Source organism: Paenibacillus brevis (genome assembly GCF_018919145.1).
Classification (GTDB): domain Bacteria; phylum Bacillota; class Bacilli; order Paenibacillales; family Paenibacillaceae; genus Fontibacillus; species Fontibacillus brevis.
Window position 1 is genome coordinate 133,027 of the sequence record NZ_JAHLQJ010000011.1, and the last position, 14,510, is coordinate 147,536.

The window sequence follows — 14,510 nt, forward strand, 5'->3', positions numbered from 1 at the left end:
ATGCTTGTGCTTACATGCTATGATATTTGTAGAAACTTTTTCCGGGAATATGCGTTTAAAGTATATGAGTCTACAGAAGAAGGTTCCAAAATGGGGGAGAGAGGGAGTATTGCCAGCATGAATTTCAAAAAAATGCTTATAACTACGATTTTGGCTGCTTCGCAGGTAGCTGCTTTGGCTTTGCCTGCAAGTGCAGAGGAGAATGTACCGGTCTCCAATTCGGCAAATGAGACGACGATTACCGAAGCGACATATGAGCAGCAGTCTCAGGTCGATTCCGGTGAGGAGGCTTCCTCAACAGATCCAGTGACTGATCCGGATACTGAGGGTGCCGGGACAGTTGAAGGTGAAGCGGGAGAGCCCGCAACAGGGGGAGCGTCCAATGAAGGAGCCGTCATTTCCGGGGTTACTTCTTCAAGCGGCGGTGAATTGATCCTTTTGATGAACAGCAAGAAAATGTATCTTAATGGTGTAGAATACCTCGCTAATTATCCCATGGAAGTAAAGGATGGAGTATCCTACGTCTCGATCCGGGCGATTGTCGAGCGGGCCGGATTTCAAATCTCCTACGATAGCAAGACCAAGGAAACCATTATTGTCCGCGGCAGCGATGAGCTACGCTTCAAGCTGAATACGACAAGCTATAAAGTAAACGGCGTTACCTCCACCATGCGCGGCAAATCCTATTCGGTTCAGAATAATTTCATGGTGCCATTGACTGCGATTACTCAAGCCCTGGACATTCCGTATACTTGGGACCAAAAGGGTAAACGCGTTATTATGAATCTATCTACTAAACCGGTAGCTAGCTTTACAATTGGGAATAAAGAGGTTATTTCCGGAGAGACGGTAGTTCAATACTTGCCTCAGTCATCTTCTCCTACAGGCCAGCAGATTGTCAGCGAAGAGTGGCAGGGCCGCCAGGAAATGTTCATGACGCCGGGCAACTACGTGGTAACCTACCGGGTCCAGGATGCAAGCGGACAATGGAGTGATCCGTTCTCCCTGACGATTACCGTTGTGAAGCCGCATACTCCTCCAGTAGCTAATTTTACAACGGATAAAGATACTTACAAGATGGGTGAACTGATCACTTATATCGATAATAGTACGGATGAGGTAGGGATCAAGGACCGCAATTGGACGAACAAGCAGCTTGCCTTCTTCAATCCGGGTCAGGTGACGATTCAACTGACCGTAGTGAACGTATTTGGTCTTACATCGACGATCGAGAAGACAATTACGATTACGAATGAAACCCTCTATACGCGGGATGAATTCAACCAAATCTATACTCCGGTCGGAGAAAAATATGTATTCGACGGAAAAGCGGTTCCGAGCTGGGACAAGGTTATTTATTCGTATACTTCCAATGTAACTACGCTCATCCGGAGCAATAGCCCGGAGACGGTTTATTCCGAGGGTGTACTGTATCGGGAGACAGCTTTTGGCACTACCCGGTTTATGATTCACCATGCGAATGCTACCGGCAAAAATGTGAAGATGTACGTAATTGCTACTAACCATAACGATGTTAGCGCCCGTCTGACCCAGAATAACCTGGGCTTTGCCGGACCGAATCAATATGCAACCGGAGTGGGCAAGGCATCCGTTCAGCGCTATTATGATTCCATGCAGACCGGAAACCAGTACAAGGATATCTGGATTGCTCCGGGAGAGAGCAAGATCATCCTGAACGAGCTGAGCGCATCTACCATGAAAAATGGGGATGTCATCTCGTTGCTTGCAGATTTGTACAGCGACTCTACGCTTCAATATGATGTAATTATGGTTGGCGCTGATAAGGATCCGATGGTATCGCTGCCTTACCTGAGCTTGCTGCCGCGTGATGTTCATAACCGCGGAACATTTATGGATGCTACCAGAACGATTGAATATTCCGAAGAGATTGGTCTTACGCCTGTAAGATTGCTGCTCGGGGACAACTCAAGCGATCCGTTCCTTCCAGGGCAAGATACGATGTCTGGGGCTGAGCCTGTTCTGAATGCCGGAAACTTCGGTGTCGTGTACAATATTACATTGAAGCGGGTTGCACCGAACACGTTGGTTACCTTCAATCCACGCGGTGGATTCTATACCGGCTGGATTCTGGTGAACGGGGTTCAGGTTCCGCTGTCTTCCACAACCGGATTGAATGCACCGAACGAAACTGCGGTTCTGTTCCGCACAGGTAATTATGAGCAGAGCTTGAATCTGGTATTCACCGCTGCTCCGGGAAGCAACCTGTCGGTCAATCTGTTGTTTCAGCAAATGCCTGCGAAGAAATAGATGATATAAGTTGAACTAATGATTGTACGTATTGAACACATATTTATTAACGAAGCCGGCCCCCATTTCAGGGGGCCGGCTTCGTTGACGCTGCGCGAAAAGTGCGGCATTATTAGGAAGAAGGCTGAGAAGCTGGACAGTCTTGAACGGAGGATGCACAAAATGAAGCTTGTCAGACGGAGCTTTCAGGCTCCAATTCGCTTTTACCGCAAATTCATCTCTCCACTAAAGCCGCCGACCTGCCGTTTTTATCCTACTTGCTCGGCTTATGCATTAGAGGCAATAGAAGTGCATGGGCCATTGAAGGGAAGCTACCTGGCCGCAAGACGAATTGCTAAATGCCATCCCTTTCATCCGGGCGGGCTGGATCCGGTTCCGCCGAAGCGGCAAAAGGACGCAGCCCCTTGACATGTTGTGGGGAGTTTCTTAATATTAGATCATATTCGATACAGATTCGATGAACGGATAAGTACAGAGAAAGTGCGCCAGCTAAAGAGAGCCGGGGAAGCTGAAAACCGGTCTGGAGCCGCTTTGGAAGATGGTCCTGGAGAACTGCTGTTGAGCCATCCTGGAGTTCTGTGGAGGTGAGGCAGCGGCGCTTAATCCGGCGTTACTGGAGCGGTCAATCATTGACCTGCCGAGCCCGCAGCCGTAAGGTGACGGGGAATTTGGGTGGTAACACGTGAGCAATCTCGTCCCATAGAGGGGCGGGTTTTTTTATTTTCTGAAATCAAGGAGATGAAGACATGTCAACAAAAAAGACGTATTACATTACGACTCCGATCTATTATCCGAGCGACAAGCTTCACATTGGCCATGCCTATACGACTGTGGCCGGGGATGCCATCGCCCGATACAAACGGCTGCGAGGATATGATGTGCGCTACCTGACCGGAACGGATGAGCATGGACAAAAGATTGAACGCAATGCGCTTAAGGCTGGCAAGACACCGCAGCAATTCGTGGATGATATTGTGGCCGGTATTAAGGACTTGTGGAAGAAGCTCGATATTTCAAACGATGACTTCATCCGTACTACGGAAGAGCGCCATAAAACGGCGGTAGCTGACATTTTTGACCGTTTGGTGCAGCAGGGAGATATTTATAAAGGCGAATATGAAGGCTGGTATTGTACCCCGTGTGAATCGTTCTTCACGGAGCGTCAGCTTGTGGACGGCAATTGTCCGGATTGCGGACGCCCGGTAGAGCTGGTGAAGGAAGAGAGCTACTTCTTCCGGATGAGCAAGTATGTGGACCGTTTGCTTCAGTACTACGAAGATAATCCCGGATTTATTCAGCCGGAATCCCGCAAAAATGAGATGATCAACAACTTCATCAAGCCAGGGCTTGAAGACCTTGCCGTATCCCGGGCAACATTTGATTGGGGCGTTAAGGTGAAGGGAGATCCGAAGCATGTCGTCTATGTATGGATTGATGCTCTATCAAATTATATAACGGCACTCGGCTACGGCAGCGAAAATGAAGAGATGTTTAACCGTTATTGGCCGGCAGATGTGCATCTGGTCGGCAAGGAAATTGTCCGGTTCCATACGATTTACTGGCCGATTATGCTGATGGCTCTGGACCTGCCGCTGCCCAAGAAGGTCTTTGGACATGGCTGGCTGCTAATGAAAGGCGGCAAGATGTCCAAGTCGAAGGGAAATGTTATGGACCCGGTTGTGTTGATCGACCGTTATGGACTGGATGCAACTCGCTATTACCTGCTTCGTGAGGTTCCTTTCGGTGCTGACGGCTCCTTCACGCCGGAAAGCTTCGTGCAGCGTGTGAACTCCGATCTGGCCAATGATCTGGGAAATCTGCTCAACCGGACGGTTGCAATGATCGGAAAGTATTTCGATGGGACTATTCCTGCGTTTAAAGCAGGTGTTACTGCTTTTGACGCGGAGCTGGAGAAGCTGGCGCTTGAGACCGTCAGCAAGGTAGAAGAGGTTATGGAAAACCTGGAGTTCTCCGTGGCTCTATCTGCAATCGGTGCATTTATTAGCCGCACCAATAAGTATATTGATGAGACCCAGCCATGGGTACTGGCGAAGGATGAATCCAAGCAGGAGGAACTGGCTTCTGTTATGGCGCATCTGGTTGAATCGCTGCGGATCGCATCGATTCTGCTGCAGCCGTTCCTGACGGAGGCTCCGGCCAAGATCTGGAGCCAGCTTGGCATTTCTGCAGGCGAATGGACGGAATGGGATAGCGCAAAGCGGCTTGGCGTCATATCCGGCGGAACCAAGGTCGGCAAGGCGGAGCCGATCTTCCCAAGGCTTGAAGTGGAGCAGGAAATCGAGTTTATTTCCAGCTCCATGGCCGGCGGAGCGGTAGCTGCAGAGACAGCCAAGCCAGAAGCTGAGGCGCCGCAAGAGGCTGAGGAGAAGCCGGAGTTGAAGGAAGAAATCGGTATTGACGAATTTGCCAAGGTCGAGCTTCGAGTGGCTCAGGTTGTTGCTTGCGAGCCGGTGCCGAAGGCAGACAAGCTGCTAAAGCTGCAGCTTGATCTCGGATTTGAGCAGCGCCAGGTTGTCTCAGGCATTGCTAAGCATTATAAGCCGGAGGAATTGGTTGGACGCAAGGTGATTTGCGTGACCAACCTGAAGCCGGTAAAGCTGCGCGGAGAATTGTCGCAGGGCATGATTCTGGCTGCCTCTCAAGGAGATCAATTGACACTCGCAACGGTACCGGACAGTATGCCGAACGGAGCGATTGTGAAATAAAGAAGCTATAAGCTGCCCGGGGCAAGGGTGCGGTCCGCATCCCTTGTCTCCGGGTTTATTTTTGTTATCTACATCTTCCGGGTCACCGTGGCGTAAGGTTTGTGATCTTGTTCGTAATGGAATACTATATCAGTTGGATTAAAGAAGCTACATAGAAAAGGCATAAGTGCGGAGTGGATTTCTACCCCTAGGCTGGCTTAGTTCAGTTAGAGAAATCCGCGAACAACAGCGATCGTAAGAACACTTCACATGTTGCCTCCAATGTAGAGTCATTAGTTCGACTTGCATAGAATTAAGGTTGACAGGGCAGAAGGTGATCTCTATAATCGTATTAGTAATCATTACGATTAAATAGGTTGAGAGATAAAAAGGAGAGAACCAATATGCATAAAAGGCATTATATACAAGGACGCACAAGCACGCTGATACTAGGATTCGCGATGCTGCTTTTGCTGGCAGGATGCGGGAAGGGTCAGGATAATGGAATCGTGGAAGGTAAGGTGAATGTTGTCACAAGCTTCTATCCGATCTACGAATTTGCCAAGGCGATTGGAGGAGAGGATGCTAACGTCATCAATCTGCTGCCGACCGGCGTTGAACCGCACGACTGGACTCCACGAAGCCAGGATATTTTAAATACGTCGAAAGCGCAGCTGTTCTTTTATAATGGTGCCGGTCTTGAAGGCTGGGTACCGAATTTTCTCAAGGGTCTGGGCAATGACAGTGAAGTGAAGACGGTCGAGGTGTCTCAGGGGATCGAGCTGATCTATACCGATGAGGATGATGGCCATGGACACGGAGAGGCTGCTGAGGAGGAACATGATGAGGATCACGGGCACGAAGCGGGTAATGAAGGGCATGACCATGATGCTACCCATATTGATCCGCATACCTGGGTCAGTCCGAAATCGGCAAAGATTATGGCTGAGAATATGAAGAACAGCTTTATTGAAGCGGACCCTGAACATCAAGCGAACTATGAGGCCAGATATAACAAACTGGCTGAGCAGTTGGATGCGCTGGATGTCAAATTCACTTCGGAGCTTGAAGGCATGGCCAAGAAGGAAATCGTTGTATCCCATCAGGCATTCGGCTACCTATGCCGAGATTATGGCTTGACACAGCATGCGATTATGGGATTGTCTCCGGATGCCGAGCCGCGCGGCCAGGATTTGGTCAAGCTGTCGAAGCTGGTGAAGGAAGAGGGCATCAAATATATCTTCTTTGAAGAACTGGTATCCGACCGTCTCGCAAAGACACTGGCGTCTGAAGCCGGGGTAGAGACCATGGTGCTGAATCCGGTGGAAGGATTGACGAAGGATCAGGAGAAGGCCGGGGACAACTATTTCACATTAATGGAAAAGAACTTGCAAAATCTCAAGCTCGCTCTACAATAAAGGATGGGATTTTCAGCAGGAAGGATGGGATCTTTATGACATCCCTTACCAGAGTTACAGGAGAAGCATGTCATCAACATATTATTGAATTGAATCAGGTTTCGTTCGCTTATCAGGACCAGCAGGTCATTTCAGGACTGAACCTGGTCGTCAAGGAACGGGACTTCGTCGGGATTATCGGCTCCAATGGAGCAGGGAAGACTACGCTTCTGAAGATGATTGTAGGCCTGCTTCGTCCGACGAACGGGGAGATCATGCTGTTCGGGCAGCCGGTACGGAGCTTTCGGGATTGGGAGCGGATCGGCTATGTGCCGCAGAAGAACGCCTTTAATCCGCTCTTTCCGGCTACGGTACAGGAGGTAGTACTGTCTGGACTGTACAGCAACAAGAAGATTTTTAAGAGAGTTCATCAGGAGGACCGGCGCAAGCTGGCTGAGGCGATGGAAGTCATGCATATTAGTGATCTGGCGAATAAACGGATCGGACAATTGTCCGGCGGACAACAGCAACGGGTATTTCTGGCCCGTGCGTTGATCAATCAGCCGGATTTGCTTATTCTGGATGAGCCTACGGTTGGTATTGATGCGCAGACCCAGGCGGATTTCTTTGAATTGATTTTCCATATGCATGCTCATCATCAGATGACCTTCCTGATGGTCTCGCATGATATCGAGATGATCGAGGGCAAGCTGGGTAAGGAGCCCCGGGACACTTACGGGGGCATTAAATTTTATGCCCGTCATTCGCATGAGCAGGACTGCGAGATTCCCGGGCTGCAGCATTCGATTCTCTAAGTTCGAGTTCAAAAAGTCGAATTTTCAGCACCGAGAAGGTTGCGAGAAGCCGAAGATAGAGGAACGGATGTAGGCAGAACCGGTATTAGGAGATGTGACAATTGGAGATTATTACTGCGGATTTCTTTCAACGCGCACTGGCAGGAGGTCTGCTGATCGGGTTAACGGCACCCCTGATCGGCATTTTTCTTGTATTGCGCCGCCTGTCTATGATTGGCGATACTTTGGCTCATGTTACGATAGCGGGGGTTGCTCTGGGATTTTTGACCGGTGTATATCCGATCGGGATGGGCATTATATTTGCCGTGCTCGCCTCCTTTGCCATTGAGAAGCTCCGCAAGGCATATAAAGGCTATGCGGAGCTGTCGATTGCAGTGATCATGGCGGGCGGAGTAGCGTTAGCTTCATTGTTCTTTACGCTCGGGATGGGTTACAATAATGATGTAGTCGGCTATTTGTTCGGGAGTATTTATACTCTGGATATGACGGATCTGTATGTTGTTGGAGCGGTCACGGTTCTGGTTGCCGTCACTGTCTTCATATTCTTTAAAGAGCTGTTCCTGTTGTCCTTCGAGGAAGACGCTGCAGCGGTCAGCGGGCTTCCGGTCAAGCTGTTGAATATGATCATCACTGTCATGACCGCTCTGGTGATCAGTACGGCGATCAAGATTGTCGGTGCGCTGCTGGTGTCCGCACTTCTGACGATTCCGGCGGCATGCAGTCTCATTATTGCCAGAAGCTTCAGGCAGTCGGTGGTATTCTCTGTCATTATTGCTGAGATTGCGGTCGTTGCCGGGCTTGTTATTGCGGGAGTCTGGAACCTTGCTCCTGGCGCTACGATTGTATTGCTGCTGATCGCCATGCTGATTCTTACCTTGGTCGGCAAGCGGGGATTCACTACCTGATGCAAAAATAGAATCGCGGAGGTTCGTATGGCTGACATCAATATTATGGTTGCCTTTGGAGCCGGGGTAGCGTCCTTTATCTCCCCCTGCTGCTTGCCATTATATCCTTCTTATCTGTCCTATATTACCGGAATGTCCGTCCAGACGCTGAAGACCGAGCAGCACAAAAGGGAAGTGCGCTTTCGCACGATGACCCATACGCTGGCCTTTATCCTTGGTTTCTCAGTGGTGTTCTACACGCTTGGCTTTGGAGCAGGACTCTTTGGAGAGTTATTCAATAACTACCGGACCTTGATCCGCCAATTATCGGCTATTCTGATTATATTAATGGGTCTATTTTTACTCGGAATCTTTCAACCGGGATTCTTACTTAAGGAGCGCAAACTGAATCTGAAGTTCAAGCCTTCAGGATACATAAGCTCTTTTGTGTTCGGTATTGGATTTTCGGCAGGCTGGTCTCCGTGCGTAGGACCGATCCTTGCTGCCATTATAGCGCTTGCCGCAAGTGAACCAGGGGCTTGGTTAGGATTGATTACCGCTTATTCTGCGGGCTTCGCGCTCCCTTTTTTTGTGCTGGCGTTTTTTATCGGCTCCACCAAGTGGATTTTGAAGTATTCCGGCTTGATCATGAAAATTGGCGGGGCTCTCATGCTGCTGATGGGTGTTCTTCTCTTTACGAATAAGATGGCCCAAATCACGATCTGGTTGCAGCAGATTACGCCGGAGTGGCTGAAATTCTAACTTCGTGAGCAGGTAACTTGCCAACAGACGAGCCTAACATGTATCATTAACTAGTAAGACTTGGTACAGAATGCGGTTCATTTTGAATACGAGTTCCGCGAAAGCTCAGAGAAAAGAGGTTTTCAGCATATGCCAACGCCCAGTATGGAAGATTATTTGGAGCGTATTTACAAATTGATTGATGAGAAGGGCTATGCCCGGGTTTCCGATATCGCTGAAGGGCTGGAGGTTCATCCCTCATCGGTCACCAAGATGATCCAGAAGCTGGACAAGGATGAATATCTCATCTATGAAAAATACAGAGGCCTTGTTCTTACTAATAAAGGGAAGAAGATCGGAAAACGCCTTGTAGACCGCCATGACTTATTGGAAGAATTCCTTGAACTGATCGGTGTCGATCAGGACAATATCTATAAGGACGTGGAAGGAATCGAGCACCATCTGAGCTGGGACTCCATTACCTGCATTGCTTCGCTGGTAGAGTACTTCAAGCGCGATGAAGCCCGGGTTACGGAATTAAGAAGTGTCAGCCAGGAACTGCTTGGTGATGCCTGAGGTAAATGAAATAAAGAGCATTTCCCCGCGATGCGGGGTTTTATTTTGCCCATTTTCCGCAACTCTTTACCTGTGAGTGTCGTTTACATTGACATAGGGCAGTTTGTCTAATCTACTAGTGGATGTTCAAAAAGTCATCTTTTGATTACGAAGAGTTTCGAGAAGATACTTCGACGTCGAATCTTGCGTTCACCCTCGAAGTTCAAGCATATGCTTACGAGGTATGCTTCCTTTGGAAGCATTTCGCTCTTGTAGGTCTGCCTACGTTCCGTTCCTCGTTTTTCGGATTCTCGCAACCTTCTCGGTGCTGAAAAGTTAACTTTTTGAACTCGAACTACACAATGGAGGTAACTGATGAAATTTTTACGAGCATGGATGATTCCTCTGCTGATTCTGATGCTGATCTGGCCAGGCGGCAGCGCCAAGGCCGAGAGCGGGAACCAGATCACTATCTTCCTGGATGGCAGCGTTTTAAAGAGTGATACTCCTCCTTACATCAAAGCTAAAGAGAATGTCACGATGGTCCCGCTCCGCATTATCAGCGAAAATCTGGGGGCTCATGTCACCTGGTCTTCTACGGCGAAGAGCGCAACAATTCAAAAGGAAGAACATGAATTAATTCTTGTCATGGGAAGCAAAACTGCCAGGGTGGATGGCAATGACATTGCTCTGGACGTATCTGTGGAGAACGTTAACGGCCGGACCATGGTTCCGCTCCGGTTTGTGAGTGAGCAACTCGGACTAAGTGTCGTATGGAGCTCCGCCGCGAAGACGATTACCCTTACCGCACAGTCTTCGAATGGAGGCGCGGTTGTCGTACCGCCGCAGCCGGAAAGCGGTGCAGGCACGGTTACGTCACCTTCGGCGGATCAGGAAATGAGGGGAGTATGGATATCCTCTGTTTCGAATCTGGATTGGCCAAGCAAGGCTTCTTACGGACAGATCGAAAAGCAGAAGCAGGAATACATTCAACTGCTGGACGAGGTAGAAGCAATGGGCATCAACGCGGTATTCGTTCAGGTAAGGCCGGCTGCAGACAGTCTGTATCCATCCAAGCTGGTACCATGGAGTTCTTATCTGACAGGAACCGCGGGAAAGGATCCGGGGTATGATCCGCTAGCATTCATGATTGAAGAGACCCACCGCCGCGGAATACAGTTCCACGCGTGGTTTAATCCATTTCGGGCGAGCACCGGAAGTGATGCCAGCAAGCTGCCGGCAAATCACGTAGCGAATGCCCATAAAGACTGGATCGTTACGTTCGGCGGAAAAATGTATATTAATCCCGGCATTCCGGCGGCTCGTTCCCATATCATCGAAGCCATTATGGAGGTTGTCAACGGTTATGACATCGATGGTGTGCATCTGGATGACTATTTCTACCCGACCGGAGAGACGACGAAATCCAAGTTTAACGATGATGGGACCTTTAAGCTGTACAATCCGAATAAGTTAAGTGATAAAGGGGATTGGCGGAGAAGCAACATCAATTCATTTGTTCAGGAGCTGGGGGAAGCTATCGATCAAGTCAAACCCAATGTGGCTTACGGCATCAGCCCGTTTGGCGTCTGGAGGAATAAGAGCAGTGATCTGACGGGATCGGATACGAAGGCAAGCATTACGGCTTATGACAGCACTTATGCCGATGTCCGTGCTTGGATCAAGCATGAGTGGATTGATTATGTTGTACCGCAGATTTACTGGAGCATGTCCAGACAAGAGGTCCGCTATGACATCTTGGCTAGCTGGTGGGCGAATGAAGTGAGAGGTACGCAGGTGAAGCTGTATATCGGTCATGCCCCTTACAAGCTGGCTACACCGGAGATCGGATGGGGCAGTGCGGGAGAGATCATTTCTCAGCTCGAATATAACCGCAGCACCTCCGGGATTTCAGGCAGCATTTTCTTCAGTGCGAAAGACTTGAGAAGAAACCCTCTTGGAATTATTCAACTCCTTACAGACTATTACCGCACTCATTAGTTTTCAGCATATATACAACCTCCGTCAACATACATAAGCATTAGACTTGTGTATGGGGATGGGGGTTTTTTATGCAGATCAACGGAGTATTCCAAGGCGGAGGGGTAAAGGGAATCTCGCTGGCCGGTGCGGTTCGTGCGGCTGAAAAATATGGTGCGGAGTTTCATCAGGTCGCGGGCACTTCATCGGGTTCCATTATTGCTTCCATGATCGCTGCGGGCTATAAGGCGGAGGAGATGAAGGAGCTAATCATTGCCACTTCTTTTGCTAGTTTTTTGAAAAGATCACCAATCTTTAATTTGGCACTGATCGGGCCAGCCATTCGGGTGATGCTAAAAAAGGGGCTCTATTCCGGAGAAGCGCTGGAGCACTGGGTTAGACAAATTCTTCAGCAGAAAGGGGTTCGCACATTCGCAGATTTACCTAAGGGCAAGCTCAAGGTCATTGCTTCGGATATTACGAGCGGCAAAATTCTCGTATTGCCTGATGATCTGGCCAAATTGGGGATTCGGCCGGAGTCGTTTGAAGTGGCTAGAGCTATCCGTATGAGCTGCAGCATCCCTTACTTTTTCGATCCGGTCCTGCTTCGGCTGCCCCCGAGCATGAATAAACGAAAGAGGTTCTCGGATCAGTTCCTGCATATTGTTGACGGCGGATTGCTGAGCAACTTGCCATTGTGGATATTTGACCGCTCCGCTTCCGGTTCGCGAAAAAAAATGATTCCTACGGTCGGCTTTCAAATGGTCGGGAAGAACACCGATAAACCGCATATCATTCATGGACCGTTCTCTATGCTGCAGGCCTTAGTAGAGACCATGCTCTCTGCACACGATGAGCGGTATATCGAACAGTCCAATCGATATCGTACCATCAAAATTCCCACGCTTGGCGTATCCACCACACAGTTCGATCTCAGTGAAGAAGAAAGCCTGCTGCTTTATGAATCCGGCGAAAGATCCGGAGACCGCTTCTTCGGAGACTGGAGCGTCCAGTACTACGAGGAACAGTTCATAAAGTATCAGCAGGCTCTTAAGATTTAGTATGAAGAAGCTGGTCTAACTTGATCTATTAATGATATTTTGGCACATCATCATCTGATTTCTTGCCTTTATTCCCTTCGATGACTTGAAAAGGATACGTCTTCCGCTTCTTGGCAGCAGAGGTATTGCTCCGCTTGGCCTGAGCAACCTTGGCCATAGTTCTGGCCGATGGCTTGATCTTGGGGCCTCGCTTCCGCGCTTTGCCGGGCGGGAACTTGTAGAGCAGGAAGATGACCGCTATCAGAATGATCGGAACAAGAAAATCCATAAGTCGGATCCGGCCGCCGTATCCAAACAGTCCAGCTAAAATGCCAATCACGGACAGGATGCCTAAAATCCATAATAGAATGGACTGCTTTTTCATGTCATTATCATCCTTTCACAGGATCAAGTGAAGAAGGAGCAGTTACGTTATCAACCAGTGTTCCCTGTTTCTCGACGATGGCATCCAGTTCACGCATCCGATTGAACGAAGCGATGGAGACCTCTACTTGATCATCATGGGGCTCCTTGGTTGTAAGCAATTGAAGCCAGAGTCCAGGATAACCGAGAATACGCAGAACCGGAATATCTCTGACCGCATTTGTTAACCGCAACAACTCAAAGGAAATTCCGATGACAAGCGGGAGCAGCAGCAAGCGGATGTATACCCGCTCCCACAATGAATCCCAACTGAAAATCGGCAGCGAGTAGAGGATAATGCCGACGATGACGGTCAAAATGATAAAGCTGCTGCCGCAACGGTAGTGAAGGCGACTATATTTTTGCACATTGGCAGGGGTCAGTTCTTCTCCGGCTTCATATGCGCTGATGACTTTGTGCTCTGCACCATGGTACTGAAACAGGCGCTTAATAATCGGCGTCTGGGACATAATCCACAGGTAGACAAGCAAGAAGACGACCTTGATTAGTCCTTCAACAAGACTATGCAGCGATTGGCTGCCAAATGCATTCTGGAACAGGAACTGCTCAACAATGGCAGGAACCAGCGTGAAGATCAGCTTGCCAAAAATAAAGGACAAGACACCAACGGCCGCGACCCCGATAATCATGGACAACGACCATCCGGATTGCTCCTTCTCCTTCTGTTTGGCACGTTCCTCCGGTTCAAGCTCGTCATCGGCCATCGCCTCGGCAGAGTAGTTCAGATGCTTGGATCCCTTCGCACTGGAATCAATAATGCTGACGATCCCCCGCAAAAAAGGAATCTTACGCAAATTTTTCACCCATTGCTTATCCTGTTTAGGTACTTCAAGAAATGTAATCTCACCGGTTTTGCGGCGCACTGCCGTAACATTGACGTGCTTGCCGCCGAACATAACGCCCTCCATGACGGCTTGACCGCCATATATATTAGGTACAGATTGCTCTGACAATAAATTCACCTTCCTAGGAGTGTTGGTTTTGATAGAATAATTACATTGTAACGAACTTTACGGTCAAATTCTAGTTTGATTAGTCTTTTTCGATTTGCGCATACTAGCAATGAATGATACGACTAGCAGGAAAGGGCGATCGAGCTATGAAGCACCAGGAAGAACAAGAGAAGAAAAGGACGAATCTATTGGGCTTTTCGATCATGATCGGTTTTTTCGCCGGCTTGATCTGGGGAGCGGTCAAAGGACTGTTTTATTACATGAGCTTTACCACCGTGATACCGGGCTTTCTGGTGGAGCCGTTCTTTAAGCACAGCTTCCTGAATACCCAGCCGGGATATTATGTGGGGTGGCTGTCGTTCATCCTGTTTTCGATTGCGGCAACCCTTATTTATACGCTGGCTTTCCGGAAGCTGAGAGGACCCTTTCCCGGGATTGTCTACGGGATTGTGTGGTGGATGCTAATCTTCGTTGTGATCGGTCCGCTGGCACGGATGACGGCGCCAGAGACACAACTGTCCTTTGATACGCTGTTCAGCGAATTCTGTCTCTATTTATTGTGGGGACTATTTATTGGATATTCTACCGCAGAGGAATTTACCGATGAGAGGAATCGCGAGCCGGAGCGGGCCTTGGAGTAGACAAAGTGCTTCTCAATTCTCTTGTTTCTATGGTAAAATAACTTTTGGTTATTTTTACTGTTGATG

General features: G+C 49.0%; 13 protein-coding genes. 11 read left to right on the top strand and 2 right to left on the bottom strand.

The window, feature by feature from the left end:
* The first annotated feature begins 117 nt into the window (after window positions 1-117).
* The 10 genes from KQJ23_RS14030 (at window position 118) to KQJ23_RS14075 (ending at window position 12,427) form a co-directional block, all read left to right on the top strand.
* Window positions 118-2,289, top strand: a complete 2,172-nt coding sequence (locus KQJ23_RS14030) for a stalk domain-containing protein (protein WP_216479497.1) — start codon at window positions 118-120, stop codon at window positions 2,287-2,289.
* A gap of 162 nt (window positions 2,290-2,451) precedes the next feature.
* The gene (yidD, locus tag KQJ23_RS14035; protein WP_044479143.1) at window positions 2,452-2,697 is read left to right on the top strand and encodes a membrane protein insertion efficiency factor YidD; all 246 of its coding nucleotides are present in this window, start codon (window positions 2,452-2,454) and stop codon (window positions 2,695-2,697) included.
* A gap of 338 nt (window positions 2,698-3,035) precedes the next feature.
* On the top strand, window positions 3,036-5,015 hold the full coding sequence (gene metG / locus KQJ23_RS14040; RefSeq protein ID WP_216479498.1) for a methionine--tRNA ligase: 1,980 nt from the start codon (window positions 3,036-3,038) through the stop codon (window positions 5,013-5,015).
* A gap of 383 nt (window positions 5,016-5,398) precedes the next feature.
* Entirely contained in the window at window positions 5,399-6,412 is a 1,014-nt protein-coding gene (locus KQJ23_RS14045; RefSeq protein ID WP_216479499.1) for a metal ABC transporter substrate-binding protein, read from the top strand.
* Window positions 6,413-6,447: 35 nt separating this feature from the next.
* Window positions 6,448-7,206, top strand: a complete 759-nt coding sequence (locus tag KQJ23_RS14050; RefSeq protein ID WP_216479500.1) for a metal ABC transporter ATP-binding protein — start codon at window positions 6,448-6,450, stop codon at window positions 7,204-7,206.
* 101 nt (window positions 7,207-7,307) lie between these two features.
* Window positions 7,308-8,111 carry a metal ABC transporter permease gene (locus KQJ23_RS14055; protein WP_216479501.1) on the top strand — a complete coding sequence of 268 codons (804 nt, stop codon included), beginning with the start codon at window positions 7,308-7,310 and terminating at the stop codon, window positions 8,109-8,111.
* 27 nt (window positions 8,112-8,138) lie between these two features.
* On the top strand, window positions 8,139-8,852 hold the full coding sequence (locus KQJ23_RS14060) for a cytochrome c biogenesis CcdA family protein (RefSeq protein ID WP_216479502.1): 714 nt from the start codon (window positions 8,139-8,141) through the stop codon (window positions 8,850-8,852).
* A gap of 129 nt (window positions 8,853-8,981) precedes the next feature.
* On the top strand, window positions 8,982-9,407 hold the full coding sequence (gene mntR, locus KQJ23_RS14065) for a transcriptional regulator MntR (RefSeq protein WP_044479137.1): 426 nt from the start codon (window positions 8,982-8,984) through the stop codon (window positions 9,405-9,407).
* Between the two features lie 354 nt (window positions 9,408-9,761).
* Window positions 9,762-11,387, top strand: coding sequence for a family 10 glycosylhydrolase (locus KQJ23_RS14070; protein WP_216479503.1), 1,626 nt, complete (start codon window positions 9,762-9,764; stop codon window positions 11,385-11,387).
* Window positions 11,388-11,458: 71 nt separating this feature from the next.
* The gene (locus tag KQJ23_RS14075; RefSeq protein WP_216479504.1) at window positions 11,459-12,427 is read left to right on the top strand and encodes a patatin-like phospholipase family protein; all 969 of its coding nucleotides are present in this window, start codon (window positions 11,459-11,461) and stop codon (window positions 12,425-12,427) included.
* Between the two features lie 28 nt (window positions 12,428-12,455).
* Here the strand turns inward: KQJ23_RS14075 and KQJ23_RS14080 are convergent, their stop codons facing one another.
* Window positions 12,456-12,791: a hypothetical protein gene (locus KQJ23_RS14080; RefSeq protein WP_216479505.1), complete on the bottom strand. Its 336-nt coding sequence runs from the start codon at window positions 12,789-12,791 to the stop codon at window positions 12,456-12,458.
* Window positions 12,792-12,798: 7 nt separating this feature from the next.
* Window positions 12,799-13,803, bottom strand: coding sequence for a DUF1385 domain-containing protein (locus tag KQJ23_RS14085; protein ID WP_216479506.1), 1,005 nt, complete (start codon window positions 13,801-13,803; stop codon window positions 12,799-12,801).
* Between the two features lie 146 nt (window positions 13,804-13,949).
* Between KQJ23_RS14085 and KQJ23_RS14090 the strand changes: the two genes are divergently transcribed.
* Window positions 13,950-14,444: a YqhR family membrane protein gene (locus tag KQJ23_RS14090; protein ID WP_216479507.1), complete on the top strand. Its 495-nt coding sequence runs from the start codon at window positions 13,950-13,952 to the stop codon at window positions 14,442-14,444.
* Window positions 14,445-14,510 lie beyond the last annotated feature (66 nt).

What these genes read in the sequence shown, in the direction of transcription:
- KQJ23_RS14080 (WP_216479505.1), bottom strand. Translation starts at nt 12,791, where the DNA reads ATGAAAAAGCAGTCCATTCTATTATGGATTTTAGGCATCCTGTCCGTG.
- KQJ23_RS14075 (WP_216479504.1), top strand. Translation starts at nt 11,459, where the DNA reads ATGCAGATCAACGGAGTATTCCAAGGCGGAGGGGTAAAGGGAATCTCG.
- KQJ23_RS14030 (WP_216479497.1), top strand. Translation starts at nt 118, where the DNA reads ATGAATTTCAAAAAAATGCTTATAACTACGATTTTGGCTGCTTCGCAG.
- KQJ23_RS14050 (WP_216479500.1), top strand. Translation starts at nt 6,448, where the DNA reads ATGACATCCCTTACCAGAGTTACAGGAGAAGCATGTCATCAACATATT.
- KQJ23_RS14090 (WP_216479507.1), top strand. Translation starts at nt 13,950, where the DNA reads ATGAAGCACCAGGAAGAACAAGAGAAGAAAAGGACGAATCTATTGGGC.
- KQJ23_RS14045 (WP_216479499.1), top strand. Translation starts at nt 5,399, where the DNA reads ATGCATAAAAGGCATTATATACAAGGACGCACAAGCACGCTGATACTA.
- mntR (WP_044479137.1), top strand. Translation starts at nt 8,982, where the DNA reads ATGCCAACGCCCAGTATGGAAGATTATTTGGAGCGTATTTACAAATTG.
- yidD (WP_044479143.1), top strand. Translation starts at nt 2,452, where the DNA reads ATGAAGCTTGTCAGACGGAGCTTTCAGGCTCCAATTCGCTTTTACCGC.
- KQJ23_RS14060 (WP_216479502.1), top strand. Translation starts at nt 8,139, where the DNA reads ATGGCTGACATCAATATTATGGTTGCCTTTGGAGCCGGGGTAGCGTCC.
- metG (WP_216479498.1), top strand. Translation starts at nt 3,036, where the DNA reads ATGTCAACAAAAAAGACGTATTACATTACGACTCCGATCTATTATCCG.
- KQJ23_RS14070 (WP_216479503.1), top strand. Translation starts at nt 9,762, where the DNA reads ATGAAATTTTTACGAGCATGGATGATTCCTCTGCTGATTCTGATGCTG.